Below are 20,243 nucleotides of genomic sequence, written 5' to 3'. Positions count from 1 at the left end.
CTTTTGCCTTTTGGGCAATAGGATCAGGGGCCTCAATTGATGTGACGTGATCTTTATCGGTTATTCTTCTTTCTCAGGAACTTACAGATGGCCCAGACTGCCGCGCTTGCAAAGCCAACCCTTCGTCCGACCAGCCCGAATTTCTCGTCGGGCCCGTGCAAAAAACGCCCGGGTTGGTCCGCAGAAGCATTGCAAACGGAAGTTCTTGGTCGTTCTCATCGCTCCAAACTTGGCAAGCAGCGCCTTGAAGAGGTGATTGATCGTTCGCGCGCCATCCTCAACCTGCCAGAAGATTATCTGTTGGGTGTGGTTCCGGCGTCCGATACCGGTGCCGTTGAAATGGCGCTTTGGTCGATGTTGGGGGCGCGCGGTGTTGATATGCTGGCGTGGGAAAGCTTTGGTTCTACCTGGGTCACCGATGTTATCAAGCAACTCAAACTTGATGATGTTCGAACCCTTGATGCCGACTACGGTAAATTGCCTGATCTGGCAGCTGTCGATTTTGACCGCGACGTTGTCTTTACCTGGAATGGCACGACGGCCGGTGTGCGCGTACCCAATGGTGACTGGATTGCCGATGACCGCAAAGGTTTGACCATTTGCGATGCAACCTCGGCCATCTTTGCCATGGAGTTGCCATGGGACAAGCTCGATGTTGTCACCTATAGCTGGCAGAAGGTTCTGGGCGGCGAGGGCGGCCACGGGGTTATTATCCTGAGCCCGCGCGCCGTTGAACGGCTTGAAAGCTATACCCCAGCCTGGCCTTTGCCAAAAATCTTCCGCATGACCAAGGGCGGTAAGCTTATTGACGGTGTTTTCCGTGGTGAAACCATCAATACCCCTTCGATGCTGGTGGTTGAAGATGCCATTGATACCTTGAAATGGGCCGGGGATATTGGCGGGCTGGAGGGCCTTCTGAAACGGACGCGTCAAAGCCGTGCGCATCTTGATGCGTGGCTTGCCGACAGTGACTGGGCGGCTGACCTTGCCGAGGACCCTGTGACGGCATCAAATACGTCGATGTGCATCAAAATTGTCGATCCCTGGGCACTTGCTTTGTCGTCCGATCAGCAGGCAGCGCTACCCAAGAAGATTTCGCAGCTGCTTGAAGCAGAAAATGTTGCACTTGATATTAATGGATATCGTGATGCACCTGCAGGGCTTCGTATCTGGGGTGGGGCTACCGTTGAGCCCAACGATATCAAGGCGTTGCTGCCGTGGCTCGATTGGGCGTATTCGGTGGTGAAAGACGAATTCGAAGCTGGATAGAAAATAATTCGTACGTATTATTTGCGTTACAGGGGTTTTCCCCGTTGCCCTGTCCGGCACAACGCGGTAGTAACCGCTACCGGATAGTGAGCCCTGAGCGTTGCTCGGGATATTATCAATTTGAATTTGCGCGCCTCGTCCGGGAAAGCATACATAATGACCGAACTCGCCAGGAAAGCTCTTTTGCCCGCCGGCCTGCAGGATGTCCTGCCAGGAACCGCCGCACGGGAAGCTGAAATCCGTGAAAAGCTGATGGCCAGTCTGGCGCATGCAGGCTATGACCGCGTAAAAACGCCGTTGGTCGAGTTTGAAGAAAGCCTGCTTGAAGGTGCGGCACCTGAACTGGCCACCCAGACATTTCGCCTGATGGATCCGGAATCGCGCCGCATGATGGGGCTGCGTTCGGATATGACCCCGCAGGTTGGTCGTATCGCCGCGACCCGCTTGGTTGATGCTCCGCGTCCGTTACGCCTTTCCTATTCGGGGGACGTGCTTCGGATCAAAGGATCGCATCTGCGTCCGGAACGCCAGTTCGCACAGGTTGGTGCAGAACTGATCGGTGTTTCAAGTGCCGCAGCCGATACTGAAATCGTTCTTCTTGCTCTTGAAGCCCTTGATAGCATCGGTCTGGCAGATGTGTCGGTCGACCTCAATTTGCCGACTTTGCCTGTACGTCTGTTTGATGCGTTTGGCGTGTCACGTGATGAGCGCGAAGCACTTACCGAGGCGCTTGAGCGTCGCGATGTTGCGGCACTGCGTGCTGCAGATGGCAAGGTGACCGGTGTTCTGGTGGCACTGCTTGAGGCCGCAGGCCCGGCGCATTCAGCTTTGCCGAAACTCAAGAAGCTTGAACTGCCGCTTGGTGCATCAGAAGAACTGTATCGTCTGATTGATGTCGCAGAACGGGTTCTGGCATCGGGCCTGGATGCTTCCCTTACCGTTGATCCGGTCGAGATGGCCGGTTTCCGGTATCAGACCGGTGTCAGCTTTACCTTGTTTGCGCGCAATGTCCGCGGCGAGATCGGCCGTGGGGGTCGTTATCGCGCTGGTGGTGCATCAGGCGAGGCAGCAACGGGCATGTCGCTTTATATGGACAGCATTCTGCGCGGTCTTCCGGATGCGGAGCCTGTTGATCGGGTTTATTTGCCACTTGGCACGCCGCAGCGTGAAGCGCGTAAACTGCGTACCGAAGGCCACTATACGGTCGCCGCACTTGAAGGTGCGGCCGAAGCCAAAACAGAAGCCGCTGCGCGCATCGAGGCGCAAGGCATGGGCTGCAATCATATTTATATTGGCGGACAGGTTGTGCCGCTGAACGCCTAATCGAACGAACTTTTTATCGCGCAAGGAGTTTTGCGATGACCAATGTTGCCGTGATCGGTTCCCAGTGGGGGGACGAAGGTAAAGGCAAGATCGTCGACTGGCTGTCCGAACGGGCAGACGTTGTTGTGCGTTTCCAGGGTGGTCACAACGCCGGTCATACTTTGGTGATCGACGGAAAGACTTACAAACTCAGCTTGCTGCCATCGGGCATCGTGCGTGAGAAAAAGCTGTCCGTGATTGGCAACGGCGTTGTCGTTGACCCGTGGGCGCTTCTGGCCGAAATCGACCGCCTGAAAGAGCAGGGCGTCGATATCACCCCGGAAAACCTGCGTCTGGCGGAAAATGCCTGCCTGATTCTGCCGCTGCATGGCAACCTTGACCGTGCGCGCGAAGCTGCCGCATCTGGTGACAACAAGATCGGCACCACCGGTCGTGGCATTGGCCCGGCGTATGAAGACCGGGTTGGCCGTCGTGCTATCCGTGTTGGCGATCTGGCTGACGTTGATTTGCTCGAAGCAAAAGTGGAAAACCTTCTGACCCACCATAACGCGCTTCTGCGTGGTCTTGGTCAGCCGGAAGTAGATGGCGCAGAACTGCTTGATCAGCTCAAGGAAATTGCACCCAAAATTCTGCCGTTCTCCGACACCGTCTGGAAGTCACTGAACCAGTTCAAGGAAGCCGGCAAGCGCATTCTGTTCGAAGGCGCGCAGGGCACGATGCTTGACGTTGATCATGGGACATATCCGTTTGTGACCTCGTCGAATACCGTATCAGGTCAGGCGGCTGCGGGTTCCGGCATGGGGCCGTCAGGTGTTGGTTATGTTCTTGGCATTACCAAAGCCTACACCACACGTGTTGGCGAAGGTCCGTTCCCGTCCGAGCTGTTTGACGAAGATGGCACCCGTCTTGGTGAACGTGGTCATGAATTCGGCGTGGTGACCGGGCGCAAGCGCCGTTGTGGCTGGTTCGATGCGGCGCTTGTCCGTCAGTCGGTCAAGGTAAACGGTATTACCGGTATTGCTCTGACCAAGCTTGATGTTCTTGATGGCTTTGACAAAATCAAGATCTGCACCGGTTATGACATTGATGGTAAGATCTACGACCACTTGCCGGCCAACCAGCGCCTGCAGGCAAAAGCCAAGCCGGTTTACGAGACCATTGATGGCTGGTCCGAAACGACCATGGGCGCGCGTAGCTGGGCTGATTTGCCTGCCTCTGCAATTAAGTATGTCCGCCGGATCGAAGAACTGATTGAAGCACCGGTTGCGTTGCTGTCGACCAGCCCGGAACGTGATGACACCATTCTGGTGCATGACCCGTTTAGCGGCTGATTGCCGAATATTCCCGATTTCAAAAGCCACCAGTTACGTACTGGTGGCTTTTTTGTTTGTGCCAGAATGGCTTGTTGGCCATTCACTGACAGGCACAGCGGATAACAGCTTGCCCGTAAGGGGGATCACAAGTATCGTTTTATCAACCTTTTGAGGATAGCGTTCTGGTAGATAGGTCAGGAGGACTGTCAGTCAGTGGGCTGCGCGTCACTCAGGGAATGATAACGTATAAAGAATATCGGGATCATGGCAGAGCAAGCAGAAGATCAGGAACAGGACGTTTCGAACGGTGCTGCGACCGAGCCGGTGATGGATGCACCGGGTGGCGGCGCACCTGCGCCTGAAGAACCTGTAGAAACCCCTGATAGTGATGACGTCGCGGTTAATGCTGGCGGCAAAAGTGTCGAGATCGGCAACTTCCGTGTCTTTCTGGATTTGCGGATGCCGGAATTCGACATGGGCCATTGCAAGGCCTATTCTGCGGATAATCTGCGCCGTGACGAGGGCAGTGCCTTTGCACTGGTCACCGACCCGGTTTTGCCTACGCGCCATGACCACCTGACGTTTCTTGCCGGCATGCATATGGCCGGGCAGATTGATCTGCTTGATTACGAAATAGCCTATTGGCCGCCCATTGGGCGCAAGACAATGGTGCTGTTCTATGAAAAGCCATCCGGCGGTAAAGTTATCGCCAAGGAAAGCAAGAAACTCCCCATTGACGAGCACGATATCGCGACGGTTGTCGTCGAGCCGTTGATGAATGTCATGCAGGCATTTAGTGAAAAAGGGCTGGCGCATCGAAATATTCGTGCTGACAACCTGTTTTTTGCCGACCCAATGCGTGAAAAGATCGTTCTTGGCGACTGTGCCAGCGGCCCGCCGGGCTATGACCAACCTCCGGTCTATGAAACCACGGCCAGAATGAGCGCCGAGCCTGCCGGTCGCGGATCTGGCAACGTTACCGATGACTTTTACGCGCTTGGCATGACGCTGGCCGAACTCGGCATCGGGCGTCAACCGCTCAAGAAGCTCAATGATCAGGAAATCATGGAGCTCAAACTCTCCAAGGGATCGTTTCAGGCAATTGCCTCACAGGAAAAGCTGCCGCTTGTCCTGATTGAACCCGTGCGTGGACTTTTGTGTGATGATCCGGAAGAACGCTGGGGCTTTTCCGAACTGAATGCCTGGCTGGATGGTCGCAGAACGAAGCCCGTTCAGGCCAATACGGAAAAACGGGCTGCCCGGTCCCAGAACCTTGCCGGTCGGGATTACTATACCGTGCGATCATTGGCGCAAGGGATTTCCAAGAACTGGGTAACGGCGCTTGGCCCTTTGCGTGATGGCACGGTTGAAATCTGGCTGCGGCGTGGTTTGGGCGATAATGAACGGGCAAAGGCGCTTTCAGATGCCATGCGCCAGTTGCAATGGGCTGGCACTGACAAACGCTCGGCCGAGGATGTGCTGGTGGCGCGTTCGATCCTGATTTTGGACCCGTCCGGACCCGTCCGGTTCAAAGGGTTCTCGGCAATGATCGACGGGCTTGGGTTTATGTTGTCCTACGATGTGCAACATGGTCGGGGCCCGCAACGTTTTGCTGATGTGATTGTCCGCGATATTCCGTCCTTCTGGTTTGGCCGTCAGGAAGGCTATCGCCCGGATGTCCAGAAACAGCAGCAGCTTTACAAAAACCTTCGCTACTATATTCAGCAACAAAGTGCCGGTTATGGCTACGAACGTTGCCTCTATGCGACAGTGCGCAACCAGCATTGTTTAAGTCCGATGGTCGAAGAAGAGTTTGTGGTCGACATCGCCGATCTTCTGCCGGCTCTTGAAAAGGCAGCCGAAACAGCATCTGAAGAAAGCTGGCCTGTGGACCGGCACATTGCCGCATTTATCGCGACGCGTCTTGAAGATGACGTTGAAGGCCAGTTGATGGCCATGCAAAACCCGTCTGACGAGGTGGAATACAGCCGCGCAATCATCAGCATGCTGGCGATCGTCCAGTGGCGTCATGGTCCGGACAATCTGCAAAACCTGTCACACTGGGTGGCGCGTTTGATGGAGCCCGCGATCAAGGTGTTCCACAGCAAAGCACGTCGTGAGCGTGTAGAAACAGAAATTCCAAAACTGGCCAAGCGCGGCAATCTGGTCGAGCTTTACAACCTGATCAATGACGAACAGGAACGTCGCAAGGACCAGTCCGAATTTGTTGAGGCGGTGGCGGAATATTCAGAAGCCGAAAGCGAAGTGTTTGATCTGGAATCCTCCGGTCCCGCGCGTATGGAACTGGCTGAAAAAGTCGGCCAGCAGGCGGCTGCATTTGCGTCAACCATGATTGCATTGCTGACAGTTTCAGCACTGTTCTTGATGCACATCTTTTAAGGGAAAGACATGGCAAAGGGTAAAGGTTCAGGCTCCAAGGGCGGACGCAGCGCATTTTCCGGCTTGTCGGTTGTTGCATCTGCTGTTTTGCTGTTCATGGTGGCCCTGCCGACCTTCATTACGCTGACGGTTGGCTTGTTGCCATCCCTTGTGGCCTTCATCTTTGACCGCAGTCCGGGCAGGACGATGGCCCGGTGTGTTTTCGGCCTTAATTTTTCCGGTGTTGCGCCATACATCCTTGAAGTCTGGATGCAGCCGGCACAAACCGTTGGCGGCGCAACCCAGGCGGTGTTTCAGCCACTCGCACTGTCGATCATGTATGGTGCCGCAGGTCTTGGCTGGTTGCTTTATCTTGCGATGCCGCCAATAGTCGCGAACGTTTTGAACCTTTCTGCGCAGCGTCGTGTCAGCGAGTTGCGCAAAAAGCAGCGTGGATTGATCAAAACCTGGGGCGACAGCCTGATCAAGGAAGTGGATCGATCCGGAAATTGACCGGACAGCCTCATAGCTTCATTCCCCACAAAAGAAAGCGGCGGACATTGTCCGCCGCAGGTCATTTCAGAGGGGAGAAGATGCCCAGTATCCTAGTGGGGCAGGTCCGTATGGATTGATTTGCGGACCTTTTCAAAGGCGCGAACTTCGATCTGCCGGATACGTTCGCGCGAGATGCCATAGGCGACACTTAGGTTTTCTAGCGTCACCGGGCTTTCCAGAAGACGACGCTGCGTCAGGATGTCGCGTTCACGATCATTAAGGTGCGACATGGCGCTTTTGAGCATATTCATACGCTGCACGAATTCCTCGCGCTTGCCATAGAGGCTTTCCTGATCCTCGTCATCGCTTTCGATCCAGTCGACCCATTCACCATCGCCTTCAACGCGTACCGGCGCATTAAGCGAGTGATCCGGACCCGCCAGACGGCGGTTCATCATGATGACGTCATCTTCGGATACATTAAGCTTGGTTGCGATCAGTTCGACCTGTTCAGGTTGCAGATCGCCTTCGTCAATTGCCTGCATCTGGCTTTTGAGCTTACGCAGATTGAAGAAGAGTTTTTTCTGGGCGGCCGTCGTGCCCATTTTCACAAGCGACCAGGAATGCAGGATATATTCCTGAATGGCCGCACGGATCCACCACATGGCGTAGGTCGCAAGGCGGAAGCCCTTGTCCGGGTCAAAGCGTTTGACCGACTGCAGCAGGCCAACATTGCCTTCGGAAATCAGTTCATTGATGGGTAGGCCATACCCGCGATAGCTCATCGCGATCTTGGCGACCAGGCGCAAATGGCTGGTAATCAGTTTTTCAGCGGATTTGTCGCAATCCTTGTCCCGGAAGTTGTAGGCATAGGTTGTTTCCTGTTCCGGGGTAAGCATCGGGTATCGGCGTATACGTTGAAGGTATACCGTCAGACCATCCTGAGAGATAGTTGGAAGAGCGTTTCCCTGTTTCATTGAAGCCTCCCGTATTGCTTTCAAAAAGTGCATTTATCCCCTTGCACTTTCTAGGAGCTTATACGGGGGTATTAGAAACCGTCAATGGAAAATTAGACTTTATGGATAGTAAAAACTATTCAATAGTATAGTTCCAAGGCGTCCATTAGGCCCAAAAGGTCTTCCGGGACGGGTGCCTCGGTCAATATGTAGGTTCCTGTCCGAGGGTGCAGAAATCCTAGCGTTCGGGCATGTAGGGCCTGTTTGTTGAATGCGTTCAAAATATCCTGCGTCTCAGGGTTGAGCTTTAGAACAGTTCTATTTCTGCCGTAAACAGGATCACACACAATTGAGTGGCCAATATGGTTCATATGAACACGAATTTGATGTGTACGTCCGGTTGCAAGGCGGCATTCAACCAGTGATGCCAACGAGTCGTCTCGAAATTGCAGGGTCTTGTAGTGCGTAAGCGCATATTTCCCGGAATTTTTGACCACAGTCATCTTTTTGCGGTTATGCGGACTACGGCCAATATTCCCTTCAATATCGCCATTCAAAGGTTTGGGGACACCCCACACAACAGCAAGGTAGGCGCGATCAATATTTTCCTTGTCCTCGGAGAAAAGCTTGGAAAGCGCCCGATGGGTGGTGTCGTTCTTGGCCACGACCATTGCACCGCTGGTATCCTTGTCCAGACGATGGACGATACCCGGGCGCTTCACACCACCAATACCCGAAAGGCTATCGCCGCAATGGGCCAAAAGCGCATTTACAAGCGTGCCGCTTTCATTGCCGGCAGCCGGATGAACAACCATACCGGCGGGCTTGTTGATCACCAGAAGGTCTTCGTCCTCATAGAGAACATCAAGCTTGATGTCTTCGGGGAGGGGCTCGGCCATTTCCGGTTCCGGTACGATCAGATCAAAAACATCGCCAGCCTTGACCTTGGCCGACATCTTGGTCGCAGGCTTGCCATTGACGCTGAGTTGACCTTCTTCGATCAAAGCCTTGATGCGCGAGCGTGACTGTTCAGGCCAGGCGGTTGCCAGCACCTTGTCAAGGCGCGCACCTTCGTCATCGGCAGTTGCAGTGTAACTCAGATTGTCAGACATCTTTGGCTATCGCGATGGAGTTTCGGTAGTGATCAGGGTCATATTGGTCTGGCCAGCTTGTAGCGCTTTATCGGGCGATTGCAATCAATTGCGACATCATGCGGTGTTTGTTGCCTTGCAATTGATCGTGCTTGTCGCTATGGCCTTGGATTAGGGTTCGTATGATCGCGCTTTTGGCGAGCATGCAGGTTTCATCAAGCTTTGTCAGTTGGAAATACGATGCGTGTAATTAAGGCTTTGGTCGCGTTCATGGGTATTCTGATCGTGGTGGGCATCGGACTTGTCGTCTATGGTCTGTCACTCGACAAGAACAACCCGGACACCGTGGCCGAGACGAACGAACCAACTGTAACGCCATCTGTCCCTGTTGCAGGAACCAACAGCAACACACCGCAAGCCGCCCTTGGCGCATTCGGTGACATCACCATCGACATGGATGACGATGAACGCCTTGTCGGCTTTACCGTCGACGGCAATCGGGCAACCCTTCATATCGAAGGCCACCACGGTGAAAGTGCGCGCCTTGTGATTGTGTCGCTGACGGAGAAAAAAGTTCTCGGACGCATCATCCTCAATCAGGATGCAAAGTAGTCGATAAGGACAAAGACAGTTGCGGTGATGGGGATGGGCAGGGGATGACAAGCGATAGACCAACAGGTGGGCAAGACCAGACCCAAATCGCACTCGCCAATGCCCTGCGTGACGAAATTCATGATTTCTGCGCCCTGCAATGGCCCCAAGAAGCCTGTGGCCTATTGATCGCTGCCATTGATACGCCTAACAAGATCAGGCGCGTCGTCTTTGCCCGCAACGTCGCGGAAGATCCCCTGACCACGTTCGAGATCGATCCGCAAACCCTGATTGAGTGCCATCGCACTGCCCGGCATAAGGGCGAGCGGGTTGTCGGATGTTTTCATTCCCACCCCAATGGCAAGGCGCTGCCATCTCCGACAGATCGCGCCCGTGCTGATGAAAACGGCTTTCTGTGGCTGGTCATCGCCACCGAACATAACGGTGCGGTCGATAGCAGAATGTATCGCATCATTCATCAGCATACAGATGACGCCAATGCTGAGAATACCGAGCTCCGCTATTTCCGACGCTGCCAGATCATTGAGGACTGACTGCCCGACTAGCGCGCTTTAGCCGTTGAGTGCATCAACAATCTGTTGCGGTGACAGGGTGCCAATCGGCGTGTCGTTGGTATCGAGCACCGTCATCGCCGTACCATTTGCAAGCGCAATCGGCAGAATATCGCGAAGAAGGGCATTGGCCTGAATGGTTGGCAGGTCGCGTGTGGTCGCGGCACTGTCGGTTTCGCTGATCGGTGCCATGATCGATTTGGCGCGCAAGACCCTCGACCGGTTCACATCGTGGGTAAAGGCCTGCACATAGTCATTGGCGGGCTTAAGCACGATTTCCTCTGGCCGTCCGACCTGCACCAGCTTGCCGTCTTTCAGGATGGCGATCCGGTCCCCGATCTTAAGCGCCTCATCCAGATCGTGGGTAATAAAGACAATCGTCTTGTGAAGCTCTGCCTGAAGCTTCATCAACTCGTCCTGCATGTCAGACCGGATCAACGGATCGAGGGCAGAGAACGCCTCATCCATCAGCAAAACTTCCGGATCGGTCGCCAATGCACGGGCAAGGCCAACGCGTTGCTGCATGCCACCCGATAACTGATCGGGGAATTTGGTTTCATATCCCGCAAGGCCAACCCGCTCGATCCATTTTGAAGCGGCTGCTTCGCGGTCTTTGCGCGCGGTGCCCTGGATTTCCAGTCCATAGGCCACGTTATCCATCACATTGCGATGGGGCAGCAGGCCAAAGCGTTGAAACACCATACCAAGCCGCTTGCGGCGAAACGCATTCAGGGCCGGGATATCCATGGCAAGGATGTCTTCGCCGCCAAAGGAAATGCTGCCGGCCGTCGGATCGATAAGCCGATTAAGATGGCGGATCAAGGTTGATTTGCCCGATCCCGAAAGACCCATGACGACAAAGGTTTCGCCCTGTTCAATTGACAGGGACACATCATGCAGGCCGACCGTGTGACCTGTTTTCGACAGGATTTCATCCTTGTCCGCGCCACCCTTTGCCAGTTCAAGTGCCGATTTCGGGTCGGGGCCGAAGATTTTGAAAATATTGCGGATTTCGATATAGCTCATCACGCATCCTCCGCATTCGGATTGCGTTGGGATCGCTTGCCATAGGCCTGACCGATCCGGTCAAACACCACGGCCAGAAGCACAATCGCAATGCCGGCTTCCATGCCAGCCCCGACGTCCAGGCGCTGAATACCCATCAGGACCTGCTCGCCAAGCCCGCGCGCACCGATCATGGATGCAATCACCACCATCGAAATCGACATCATCGTCGTCTGGTTGATCCCGGCCATGATGTTGGGAAGTGCCAGCGGTAACTGTACCCCAAACAGGATTTGCTTGCGGCTGGCGCCAAACGACCGGGATGCTTCCAGCACTTCCTGATCAACAAGACGTATGCCCAAATCGGTCAGGCGCATGACGGGCGGGGCGGCATAAATCACGGTGGCAAGGATCGCTGGAACCTTGCCCAAGCCAAACAGCATCAGGGCAGGGATCAGATAGACGAAACTCGGCATGGTCTGCATGGTATCAAGGATCGGCAACATGACGGCCCGCAGACGATTGGACATCGCCATGGCGATGCCGACCGGAATGCCAATCAAAACCGAAAGCGATGTGGCGACAATCATCAGCGCCAAGGTCTGCATCGCTTTGTCCCACAGGCCCAATGTGCCGATGATAAACATCGCAACAACCAGACCAACCACAAGCTTCCAGTTCTTGCTGGCATGCCAGGTGATGGCCGCAATGGCGATCAAGACCACCCACCAGGGTGTACCACGCAAAACCTGCTCCAGCGCGACCAGAACGGTCAGTAAACTGTCGGCAAAGGCCTCAAACGCCGCGCCATAATTGATCACCAGCCAATCAACAAACTGATTGACCCACTTGCCCAACGGCACATTCAACTGTTCTGGAAACATGGCGCAACAGGCCCGATCTGCTCAAAAAATCAATGAGCGTAAGAGCCTAACAAGATCAATCCTCAGGCGCGACCGTTAATCGCACATGATCCGATCCGTTTGGCTTCTAATCTAAAGGGCAGGGGACATCGTATTGAAAATGGAAACGCGACCGTTTGCGAGGGTTCGATGATCACGGTGTTCTATGACGGAAAATGCGGGCTGTGTTCGCGCGAAATCAATTACTACCGCAACATAGCACCCAGCGGCGTTTTCGAATGGCGGGACGTCACGGAACATGCCGGTGATCTTGAAAAGCACGGCATTTCCCTTGTCGAAGGCTTAAAACAAATGCGCGCCTTGGATTCAGATGGGCAATGGCATGCCGGTGCTGATGCCTTCATTCTGATCTGGCGGCAGCTTAGCCGATGGCGGGTTTTTGCAGCGATCGTCGCGCTGCCGATTATTCGACAGATTGCAAATCTTGTTTATCGCCTGTGGGCCGCATGGCGCTTCAAACGCCTCACGCATTGTCAGCTGGCAGCGGTGCATAACCCAGAGCAGTGAACGGTTTGGCCTATTTCAGTTTGAAGCGGTTGCGGATGCCGAGCAGAAACAGGAAAAGCAGTGCCGCGGAAAACAGCGTTTGAATACCTATAATCCAAGAAATACCAAATGGTAAGTTGCTGCCGTAAAGGCACCTATAAGCTTGGTCGATCAGTTTTCTATCTGCAAACCCTGGGATGATTAATCCTTTACTGGTCGATAGCTGATACGCCGCAGATATTCCTGATCCAAGGTCATTGTGGCACTGCACTGTTGGTGCTTTTGGAATATCAGGCAATCACAATATAGGGTCAGCTATCGTCCATGCTGTATCTAAAAGCATGTATTTTGCGGCATTCAAGGCTGAGCTGGGGGCTGTATTGGTCGTAGACGAAGACAAGTATAGTGCTGTTGAGACTAGCATAACCGGCAGCCACCAAAGAACGGGTCGAAAAATGGACCGTCCGTAGTCTGAAGTAATTTGGTAGAGACCGTTCAACATCCATTCCAAAGGCCGGTTTCTATCAACCATTAATCGTTTTGAGCGCAGTTCTTCAGCAAAGAATTCTACCTCGTGTTTGTGATCATGCCCCAGAATGGCAAGACGTTTGAGCGCACGATAATTTGCAGTGACTGTGAAGTCCGGTTCATCAGAAGATTGTCGTTGCTTGATGATGGTGCTGTCAATGTGGACATCATCAAGCAACGGCGCTTCTTCACAATGGGTTTGTCGGAAGTCGGGCACTTCCTTGAACCGTGCCCCACTCAGGTCAAAGGCTTGTTTGATTTGGGAAGAGTTAAAGGAAGCGTTGGTATTAAATCGTGTGCGCGAAAAATGGGTTGGCTTTTCAAAACAGACGCTATTGAACCCCGCGACGCCCTTAAAGGTCGTGTCACTGAACCTCGCGACGCCCTCAAAGGTCGCACCACTGAACAGCGCGACGTCCTTAAAGGTCGCGCTATCGAACCACGTGTCACCATTAAAGGTCGCTACATTCCATTCAGAGACGGATGGAAACAGCCAGCCTTCGAAAGTGGTCGCGTCCGGAAAAACATGTGGCGTTTTTTCTGAGGAAAAGACTGCACGGGCGTTCTTGAGCCATTTCTTGGTTGTCTCGCTTTGGCGTTTTTCTCCCCAAGGCATAATGGTGACTTCCCACTCGCCTTTGTCCTCCAGCGCCTTGCGTTCCGCCAGCATCTTTTCGGCCCATGCATTCCATGCCTCTTTGCCCTGTTGCCAAAGCGCGAGTGTTTCTTCCTGATTCATTTGGCTCCCCAATGCCATCGGCGGTCTATGCTGTTTATCTGATTAAACGTGCCTTGGTTCTGCTTTGCAATCGGCAATTGTGGCGGGCTTGTCCCCAAACGCAGAACACCCCACAAGATTTCTCCTGCGGGGTGTTTGATCGCTTTCCGCTCTGTGTTGCTTACATCGCACTTTCAACGCGTGCGGCAACAATCGTGGATGCCAGGTTTTGCATCGCTTTGTTCCAAAGGTCCAACAGCACATTCAAATGGTCTTGAAATGTGTTGGTGCTGTCACTGGTTTGCCCAAATCATACAATGGTATATGTGCGTCGCAGATGTTTTTCGGATGCACCCGTAAATCTCTATGTGTGTCATATTTTATGCCAGTTTTGGGTTGGGCTAATGGTTTTTTTGCCGGCTATTCGTTTGGGTAGTTGTCATTCGAAATCAAGAGGGATGATCCTATTTTTTTTGGCAACACTTTTGATTGAATTTTTTTGCTGCGTGCCCACGTCAAAGCTGTCCGAAGTTTCGCCAGAAAAAATGGCTGATCCGTCGAGTGTGAAATGACGTGGGAGGAACTGATGTCATTAAAGTCAACTATCATGGCGGCGGTGTGTGCGCTGTCTATGTCTTCGTTCATTGGGGTACATGCAGTGAGCGCCAACGAGTACGAGGCCGAACTGATGGCGTTTGCAGGTGATGTCAAAGGCTGGATCTCTGATCCGGTTGTTATTGACGCGATCAAGGCGCAAAACGCTGAAAATGCAGGTCTTGGTCAGGCAGATATTGATGCGCTTGACGCCCAATGGCGGGCGGAAACATCCGCTGCAAGCCGGCCAATGATCGATGAAGTTTTGGCCAATGACTTGTCAAAATTCCTCATGCAGAAATCCGAAGAGTCGGAAGGCCTGATGACTGAAATATTTGTCATGGACAATAAAGGCCTGAATGTTGGGCAAAGTGGCGTCACGAGTGATTACTGGCAGGGCGATGAAGCCAAGTGGCAGCAGACCTATAGCGTGGGGCCGGATGCCGTCCATTTTGGTGAAGTCGAACTTGATGAGTCGACTCAAACCTATCAATCACAATTGAGTTTGCCAGTTGTCGATCCCGCAGACGGAAGCGTCGTTGGTGCGGTAACGGTCGGAATCAATGTTGAACTACTGCAATAAGAAATGAGCCTGACCGGTGTCGGATGGCCAATCAAGCATCATCTGACATCGGTTCTGGCAACGCTAGCGGAGTGGAATAATGAGTTTGGCAGCGCAAGGTTCCGGGATGCCGGAGTTCAAAAAAAGCGGTTGGTCTATCCGGGGTAAATTACTGGCGATGGTAGCGGCTGTTGTGACGGTGGCATTTCTGGCTGTGATTTATTTGGGAATTGCGTTTTCCATTGATTCTGCCCGAACGAAACTTTCCGAAAGCAATCGTGTTATTACAAATCTTATCGCCTCACAGATTGGCGGGGCGGTTAAATTCCGTAAGGAAGATGCGATTGTCGGAAGCTTTGGTTCTTTGATTGAGAACAGCAACAGTGGTCTGGCTGCTGCGCTGATTTTTGATGCTGGTGGTGCTGAAATTACAAGGGTTGTCCAACCTGATCAGGCATTACCAACTACGGCAGACCTTCAGACCATTGTCGGCGATGTTATTTCTGATGGTGAAATGCGCGAAACGATGGTCGATGGATTTCAAGTCGTTGTTGCTCCCTCATTCTTTGGCAAATCAGATGCACCGAATGGCGTTGTTGTCTCCTACTGGGGGTTTGCTTCGCTGGAAGCTGATATGCGTGACAACGCCTTGCAGCTTGCGGCGGTTGCATTTGTTTTGCTGGCAATTCTGTTGCTTGTCCTGGTTGTGACCGTACAAAAAATCGTCGCGGCCCCTCTTAAATCAATGTCCAACGTAATGTCCACGCTGGCGGACGGGCGTCTTGAAGTTGATATACCGGCGACGGGTCGCAATGACGAGATTGGTGAAATGTCGCATGCATTGTTGATCTTCAAAGACAACGCCGTCCGAATGGAGCGGATGCGCAATGAACGAGAAGAACTAGAGGAGCGCAACCGTGCTGAAAATGCGCAGCGACTTAAAAATACCTCTTCTTCATTCCGAAGCACCGTTGGGGAAATTGTCGAAAGCGTTCGCAGATCTGCGAGCGGACTTAGCGGGGATGCCCAGATGCTCTTCGGAACAACAACGCAATCGCATCAAAAGACAGAGAAAGTGCTGGAATGTGTCGCTGAGGCAACGAACGGCATGCGTTCGATTGCCGAGGCATCTGGTATTTTGCGGTCTGCTCTTGAAGAAGTTTCCCAACAAGTTTTTGGGGCGCGTGGTGTGATTGATACGGCGGTAGATCAAACCAGTCACACGGATGAGACGGTTACCAGTCTTGCCTCTGAGGCGGAAAAAATCGGTGATGTGGTCAAGCTTATCCAGGATATTGCAGAGCAGACGAATTTGCTTGCCCTGAATGCAACCATCGAAGCTGCACGTGCAGGTGACGCAGGCAAGGGCTTTGCTGTGGTTGCCAACGAGGTTAAGGCACTTGCCAATCAGACCGCGAAGGCGACAGAAGACATCACCCGTCAAATTGCGTCGGTTCAGTCTATTTCGGGTCACACAGCCAACGCGATTGCTGAAATCCGAAAATGCATTGACGAAGTAAAGGTCGTTTCGGGCGATATCGCCGATGCTGTTGACCGTCAATCTGACGCAGCAAATGAAATTGTTGCGACAATTCAACGCGCAGATCAGACATTCGAACAAATGAATGTTGATATTGACGATGTCGCAACATCCATCAAACAAACGAGCGAAATTACAGAAAGTGTGCGTCAGTCCTCGTCTGAGTTGTCCGGCGAGGCAGATAACCTGCACAAAAATGCCAACAAGTTTCTCGAAAGCATTCAGTGATTGTTTTCAATCAGAAACCAAACGAAAGCGGTTCTGGTCCACAGTGGAGCCGGAACCGCTTAAATGTGTTGTGGGATGGGATCTGGATCTAAAGCGCGTTTTCAACCCGTGCTGCGACATCCCCCGGCACCCACGCCTTCCAGACATCCGGCTTGGATTTCAGGAAATGCATCGCAGCCCCATCGGGCTTTTCGTTGTTTTCCTGCATATAGGCCAGCATTTCCGAGACCAGCGCGTTGCTGGTTTCGTAATTGGTCAGGAAAGTGATCAGGGTTGGTGCGGCGGCTTTGAAGTCGTTATTCACACCAATTGTGATCGTGCTTTGCGGGTAGGCGGTTGCTTTGGTCGGGTTTTCTTCCGTTTTCAGTGCATCAAAGATCGCCTTGTCATAGGCGGGTTCTTCAAGACGTGTGCTGTCATAAAGACCCATCACCCAGGTCGGCCCCCAATAGTAATAAAGGGCCGGCTTGCCGCGTTTATGGGCCGATGCAATGGCAGCCGAAAGTGCCGCACCAGTGCCCGGGCGGAAGTTGGTGAAATCGCCATCAAGCCCATAGGCACCAAGTTTGGCCGAGTTGACCTTTTCACAGACCCAGCCTGACGGGCAGTTGTAAAAGCGGCCCTTGCCGGGTTCTTCCGGGTCTTCGAACAGTTCGGTGTATTTCGCCAGATCATCAACCGATTTCAAGTCAGGTGCCATCGGTTCAATGCCGCGATCTGCATCGCCTTCGATCACATAGCTTGGCACGAACCAGCCTTCGACGGCGTCATCGAAATTAACGCCGATCTGGCTGACATTGCCGGCTTCTTCGGCCTTGGTCCAGGCTTCGGCAACGTTGTCGCGCCAGATTTCCATGACGACATCAATGTCACCCTTGCCTGTGCCGGTCAGAAGTGGAATGACATCGCCGGGCAGGGCATCGGTTTGACAGCCATAGCCCTTCTCGATGATGAAGCGGGCAACGGCGTTATGAAAAAGCGCGCTGTCGTAATTGAGCCCGGCAAACATCACCGGGCGATCAATTTCGCAAGTGGCATCCTGTGCTTGCGCGCTTGACGGAATTTGGGTAAATGCGAGGCCAGCGGCCATCAGCATTGCGGCTCCGGTAGGCAGGGTTTTCATCCTTCTGTCCCTTCGTTGTTGCGGTCCGGAATCGCATCAAATGCATGGTCCGTGCGGATAAACCGCAAGGGTTGGGGGTTGATTTGTCCCAACTTGATCATGACCGTGCCCCTGATACAGGTGCGCCAATTCTAGACATGGCTGTCGAACGGGCGCAACCCCGGGTATGGAATGTAACGTCGACGTGATGTCGGTTTCATCCTGATATCATTGCAGAATGCTCCTGACAGGAATGGCAGGAGATGTCAGGTAATGTGATTTACGGTTGCCGACGTGATCGGTTTAACTCTGCCCGTGAATTTGTCGATAAACATCGTTATGTTGAGTCCACAACTTAATCGGGCACACATATTCAGAGGCCGTCATGATGCATTCCAGCCTGTTCGTTTTTGATATCGAGACCGTGCCCGATATTGATGTGCTGCCGCAATTAACTGGCGAAACCGCACCCGACCCTGAAGCCGGTCGCAAGATGCTGGAAGACTATCATCTTGAAATCACCAGTGGGCGTAATGGCTTTCCGCGGCAGCCGTTTCACAAGGTGGTGGCGATCAGCTTTCTGCGCGCCACGATCCAGCGTGACGGCGATACCGAGATGTACGAGATCGAAGAGCTGCGATCAGGTGGGGAACTGGCGTCCGAGGAAAAGGACCTTGTGAATGGCTTCTTCGCCTATTGCGGTAAGCTCTATCCGCGTTTGGTCAGTTTCAATGGGCGCGGGTTTGATCTGCCAGTGTTGAAGTACCGCGCGATGAAACATGGCGTTTCGGCACGCTGGCTACATCAGGCGTCCAACAAATGGGAAAACTACACCGCGCGCTACGCGCCGCACTGGCATTGCGATCTGGCGGAAGTCCTGTCTGACTATGGTGCGTCGGCGCGTACCAAGATGAATGAAGTTTGTGCCGCCCTTGACCTTCCGGGCAAGACCGGGGTCGATGGCAGCAAGGTTTCAGACATGTATGACAATGGCGAAATTGATGGCATTCGCCGCTATTGCGAGACAGATGTTCTGAATACTTATTTGTTGTATCTGCGTCATGCATTGCATACCGGGCTGACCGATCATGATGGCTATAACCACGCGATCAATCTGACCGTGGGTTGGCTTGAAGAACGGGCAGGGGATATTCCCGCCTATCAGGAATTCCTTGATGCCTGGCGACACTCAAGCGACGGGTCGTTCAACGTTCTGTGACGACAAGATTATTCCGATTTAAGCGCGCATTATCATAAGTGAAGTGGTTCACACTTGCTGTTGGGCAGGGCGAAAAACTGTTGAATTAAATGCGAGTTGATCTTAATTGCATTGCAGATGCAAATAAGTTGCAACAACATGGCGCTTGACGCCTGACCTAAATTCAACAGGGATCGTTTAGATGGATATCAAAAAACTCATTGGCGGAGCCGTATTTGGCGCAACCGCCATGGCGGCGACAAAAGCGACGGCAGAGGAAGTTAATGTCTACTCCCTGCGTCAGGCCTTTCTGGTCGAGCCGCTGTTTGAGAAGTTTACCGCTGAAACCGGTATCGACGTTAATGTCATCTTTGCTGAAAAAGGTCTGGTGGAGCGCATCAAACAGGAAGGTGCGAACAGCCCGGCCGATATCCTGATGACCGTCGATATCAGCCGCATCCAACAGGCAGTTGATGCCGGTGTGACCGAGGCGGTTTCAAACGACACTCTGTCTGCAAATATTCCGGGCCATCTGCGTGACCCGGAAGGTCACTGGTTTGCCCTGACTCAGCGTGGCCGTGCGATTTATGCTTCCAAGGACCGCGTCGCAGAGGGTGAAATCAACTCCTACGAAGATCTTGCCGATCCGAAATGGGAAGGGCGCATATGCACCCGTTCGGGCACGCACGTCTATAACGTTGCCCTGTTTGCCTCGATGATTGCAGTTCATGGCGAAGAAAAGGCCAAGGAATGGCTTGAAGGGCTTAAGAGCAACCTGGCGCGCAAGCCGCAGGGTAATGACCGTGCGCAGGTCAAGGCGATCAAGGAAGGCGTTTGTGATCTTTCGATCGGCAACACCTATTACTATGGCAAGATGCTTGATAACGAGGAACAGCGTCCGTGGGCGGATGCCGTCAACCTTGTCTTCCCCAATCAGGATGGTCGCGGCATGTCGATGAACATTTCGGGCATGAGCCTGATTGCCGATGCACCGAACCGTGAAAATGCGATCAAGCTGATGGAATTCCTGTCCGATGATGTTGCGCAGGGAATCTATGCCGAGGTCAATTACGAGTATCCGGTCAAGCCGGGTGTCGAATGGGCCGATAACGTAAAATCCTGGGGCACGTTCAAGGCCGATGAATTGTCGTTGGAGGAAATCGCGCGCCTTAGTCCCGATGCGATCAAGATGGTCGATGAGATCGGTTATAACGAATAGTCAAACCGACTGACAGTGAACGGATTTTTGAAAAGGGGTGGTGTAATGCCGCCCCTTTTTCATTTTTGGCTTTCGCCCGCGGGACGAATGTGGTCTCGCACTTGTGACCCTTCGTATGGCTCTTATGTGGTTTTCTTGCTTGCAAAAGGCG

The 20,243-nt window shown here is 53.2% G+C and carries 19 protein-coding genes; 12 read left to right on the top strand and 7 right to left on the bottom strand.

Annotated elements, in window-relative coordinates:
• Positions 1–87: 87 nt before the first annotated feature.
• The 5 genes from HED22_RS02795 to HED22_RS02775 all read left to right on the top strand — a co-directional run bounded on the left by HED22_RS02795 (position 88) and on the right by HED22_RS02775 (position 6,797).
• The gene (locus tag HED22_RS02795; protein ID WP_167718624.1) at positions 88–1,269 is read left to right on the top strand and encodes a phosphoserine transaminase; all 1,182 of its coding nucleotides are present in this window, start codon (positions 88–90) and stop codon (positions 1,267–1,269) included.
• A gap of 156 nt (positions 1,270–1,425) precedes the next feature.
• Positions 1,426–2,592 (top strand): ATP phosphoribosyltransferase regulatory subunit, encoded by a 1,167-nt coding sequence (locus HED22_RS02790; protein WP_167718622.1) that lies wholly within the window; start codon positions 1,426–1,428, stop codon positions 2,590–2,592.
• Between the two features lie 35 nt (positions 2,593–2,627).
• The gene (locus HED22_RS02785) at positions 2,628–3,923 is read left to right on the top strand and encodes an adenylosuccinate synthase (protein ID WP_167718620.1); all 1,296 of its coding nucleotides are present in this window, start codon (positions 2,628–2,630) and stop codon (positions 3,921–3,923) included.
• A gap of 246 nt (positions 3,924–4,169) precedes the next feature.
• The gene (locus HED22_RS02780; protein ID WP_167718618.1) at positions 4,170–6,305 is read left to right on the top strand and encodes a protein kinase family protein; all 2,136 of its coding nucleotides are present in this window, start codon (positions 4,170–4,172) and stop codon (positions 6,303–6,305) included.
• 9 nt (positions 6,306–6,314) lie between these two features.
• On the top strand, positions 6,315–6,797 hold the full coding sequence (locus HED22_RS02775) for a hypothetical protein (protein ID WP_167718616.1): 483 nt from the start codon (positions 6,315–6,317) through the stop codon (positions 6,795–6,797).
• A gap of 92 nt (positions 6,798–6,889) precedes the next feature.
• Here HED22_RS02775 and rpoH read toward each other — a convergent pair whose 3' ends face one another.
• Positions 6,890–7,756, bottom strand: a complete 867-nt coding sequence (gene rpoH / locus HED22_RS02770) for an RNA polymerase sigma factor RpoH (protein WP_167718614.1) — start codon at positions 7,754–7,756, stop codon at positions 6,890–6,892.
• Between the two features lie 119 nt (positions 7,757–7,875).
• Positions 7,876–8,847, bottom strand: coding sequence for an RluA family pseudouridine synthase (locus HED22_RS02765; RefSeq protein ID WP_167718612.1), 972 nt, complete (start codon positions 8,845–8,847; stop codon positions 7,876–7,878).
• Positions 8,848–9,066: 219 nt separating this feature from the next.
• Here HED22_RS02765 and HED22_RS02760 point away from each other — a divergent pair, with 219 nt between their 5' ends.
• Both HED22_RS02760 and HED22_RS02755 read left to right on the top strand, forming a co-directional pair.
• Positions 9,067–9,438: a hypothetical protein gene (locus HED22_RS02760; RefSeq protein WP_167718610.1), complete on the top strand. Its 372-nt coding sequence runs from the start codon at positions 9,067–9,069 to the stop codon at positions 9,436–9,438.
• Positions 9,439–9,482: 44 nt separating this feature from the next.
• Positions 9,483–9,971, top strand: a complete 489-nt coding sequence (locus HED22_RS02755; protein WP_167718608.1) for a Mov34/MPN/PAD-1 family protein — start codon at positions 9,483–9,485, stop codon at positions 9,969–9,971.
• An 18-nt stretch (positions 9,972–9,989) separates the two neighbouring features.
• On the opposite strand, the gene HED22_RS02750 is transcribed toward HED22_RS02755, so the two are convergent.
• Both HED22_RS02750 and HED22_RS02745 read right to left on the bottom strand, forming a co-directional pair.
• Positions 9,990–11,015 (bottom strand): glycine betaine/L-proline ABC transporter ATP-binding protein, encoded by a 1,026-nt coding sequence (locus HED22_RS02750; RefSeq protein WP_167718606.1) that lies wholly within the window; start codon positions 11,013–11,015, stop codon positions 9,990–9,992.
• Positions 11,015–11,878: a proline/glycine betaine ABC transporter permease gene (locus tag HED22_RS02745; RefSeq protein ID WP_167718605.1), complete on the bottom strand. Its 864-nt coding sequence runs from the start codon at positions 11,876–11,878 to the stop codon at positions 11,015–11,017. The genes HED22_RS02750 and HED22_RS02745 overlap by 1 nt, the downstream gene beginning before the upstream one ends.
• Positions 11,879–12,046: 168 nt before the next feature.
• Here HED22_RS02745 and HED22_RS02740 point away from each other — a divergent pair, with 168 nt between their 5' ends.
• Positions 12,047–12,424 carry a thiol-disulfide oxidoreductase DCC family protein gene (locus HED22_RS02740; protein WP_167718603.1) on the top strand — a complete coding sequence of 126 codons (378 nt, stop codon included), beginning with the start codon at positions 12,047–12,049 and terminating at the stop codon, positions 12,422–12,424.
• A 10-nt stretch (positions 12,425–12,434) separates the two neighbouring features.
• Here the strand turns inward: HED22_RS02740 and HED22_RS02735 are convergent, their stop codons facing one another.
• Positions 12,435–12,701: a hypothetical protein gene (locus HED22_RS02735; protein WP_167718601.1), complete on the bottom strand. Its 267-nt coding sequence runs from the start codon at positions 12,699–12,701 to the stop codon at positions 12,435–12,437.
• Positions 12,702–13,670, bottom strand: coding sequence for a pentapeptide repeat-containing protein (locus tag HED22_RS02730; RefSeq protein WP_167718598.1), 969 nt, complete (start codon positions 13,668–13,670; stop codon positions 12,702–12,704). It lies immediately after the preceding gene.
• Positions 13,671–14,217: 547 nt separating this feature from the next.
• Here HED22_RS02730 and HED22_RS02725 point away from each other — a divergent pair.
• Both HED22_RS02725 and HED22_RS02720 read left to right on the top strand, forming a co-directional pair.
• Positions 14,218–14,826 carry a PDC sensor domain-containing protein gene (locus HED22_RS02725; protein ID WP_217701846.1) on the top strand — a complete coding sequence of 203 codons (609 nt, stop codon included), beginning with the start codon at positions 14,218–14,220 and terminating at the stop codon, positions 14,824–14,826.
• A 79-nt stretch (positions 14,827–14,905) separates the two neighbouring features.
• Entirely contained in the window at positions 14,906–16,573 is a 1,668-nt protein-coding gene (locus HED22_RS02720) for a methyl-accepting chemotaxis protein (RefSeq protein ID WP_167718596.1), read from the top strand.
• 88 nt (positions 16,574–16,661) lie between these two features.
• Here the strand turns inward: HED22_RS02720 and HED22_RS02715 are convergent, their stop codons facing one another.
• On the bottom strand, positions 16,662–17,696 hold the full coding sequence (locus tag HED22_RS02715) for an ABC transporter substrate-binding protein (protein ID WP_167718594.1): 1,035 nt from the start codon (positions 17,694–17,696) through the stop codon (positions 16,662–16,664).
• Between the two features lie 364 nt (positions 17,697–18,060).
• Between HED22_RS02715 and HED22_RS02710 the strand changes: the two genes are divergently transcribed.
• Both HED22_RS02710 and HED22_RS02705 read left to right on the top strand, forming a co-directional pair.
• Entirely contained in the window at positions 18,061–18,894 is an 834-nt protein-coding gene (locus HED22_RS02710) for a 3'-5' exonuclease (RefSeq protein ID WP_167718592.1), read from the top strand.
• A gap of 181 nt (positions 18,895–19,075) precedes the next feature.
• Complete coding sequence (locus HED22_RS02705) at positions 19,076–20,092, top strand: Fe(3+) ABC transporter substrate-binding protein (RefSeq protein WP_175581086.1); 1,017 nt, start codon at positions 19,076–19,078, stop codon at positions 20,090–20,092.
• Positions 20,093–20,243 lie beyond the last annotated feature (151 nt).

This window comes from Thalassospira sp. HF15, from assembly GCF_011806525.1.
GTDB lineage: Bacteria > Pseudomonadota > Alphaproteobacteria > Rhodospirillales > Thalassospiraceae > Thalassospira.
This window is presented reverse-complemented; position numbering and strand designations above follow the sequence as displayed.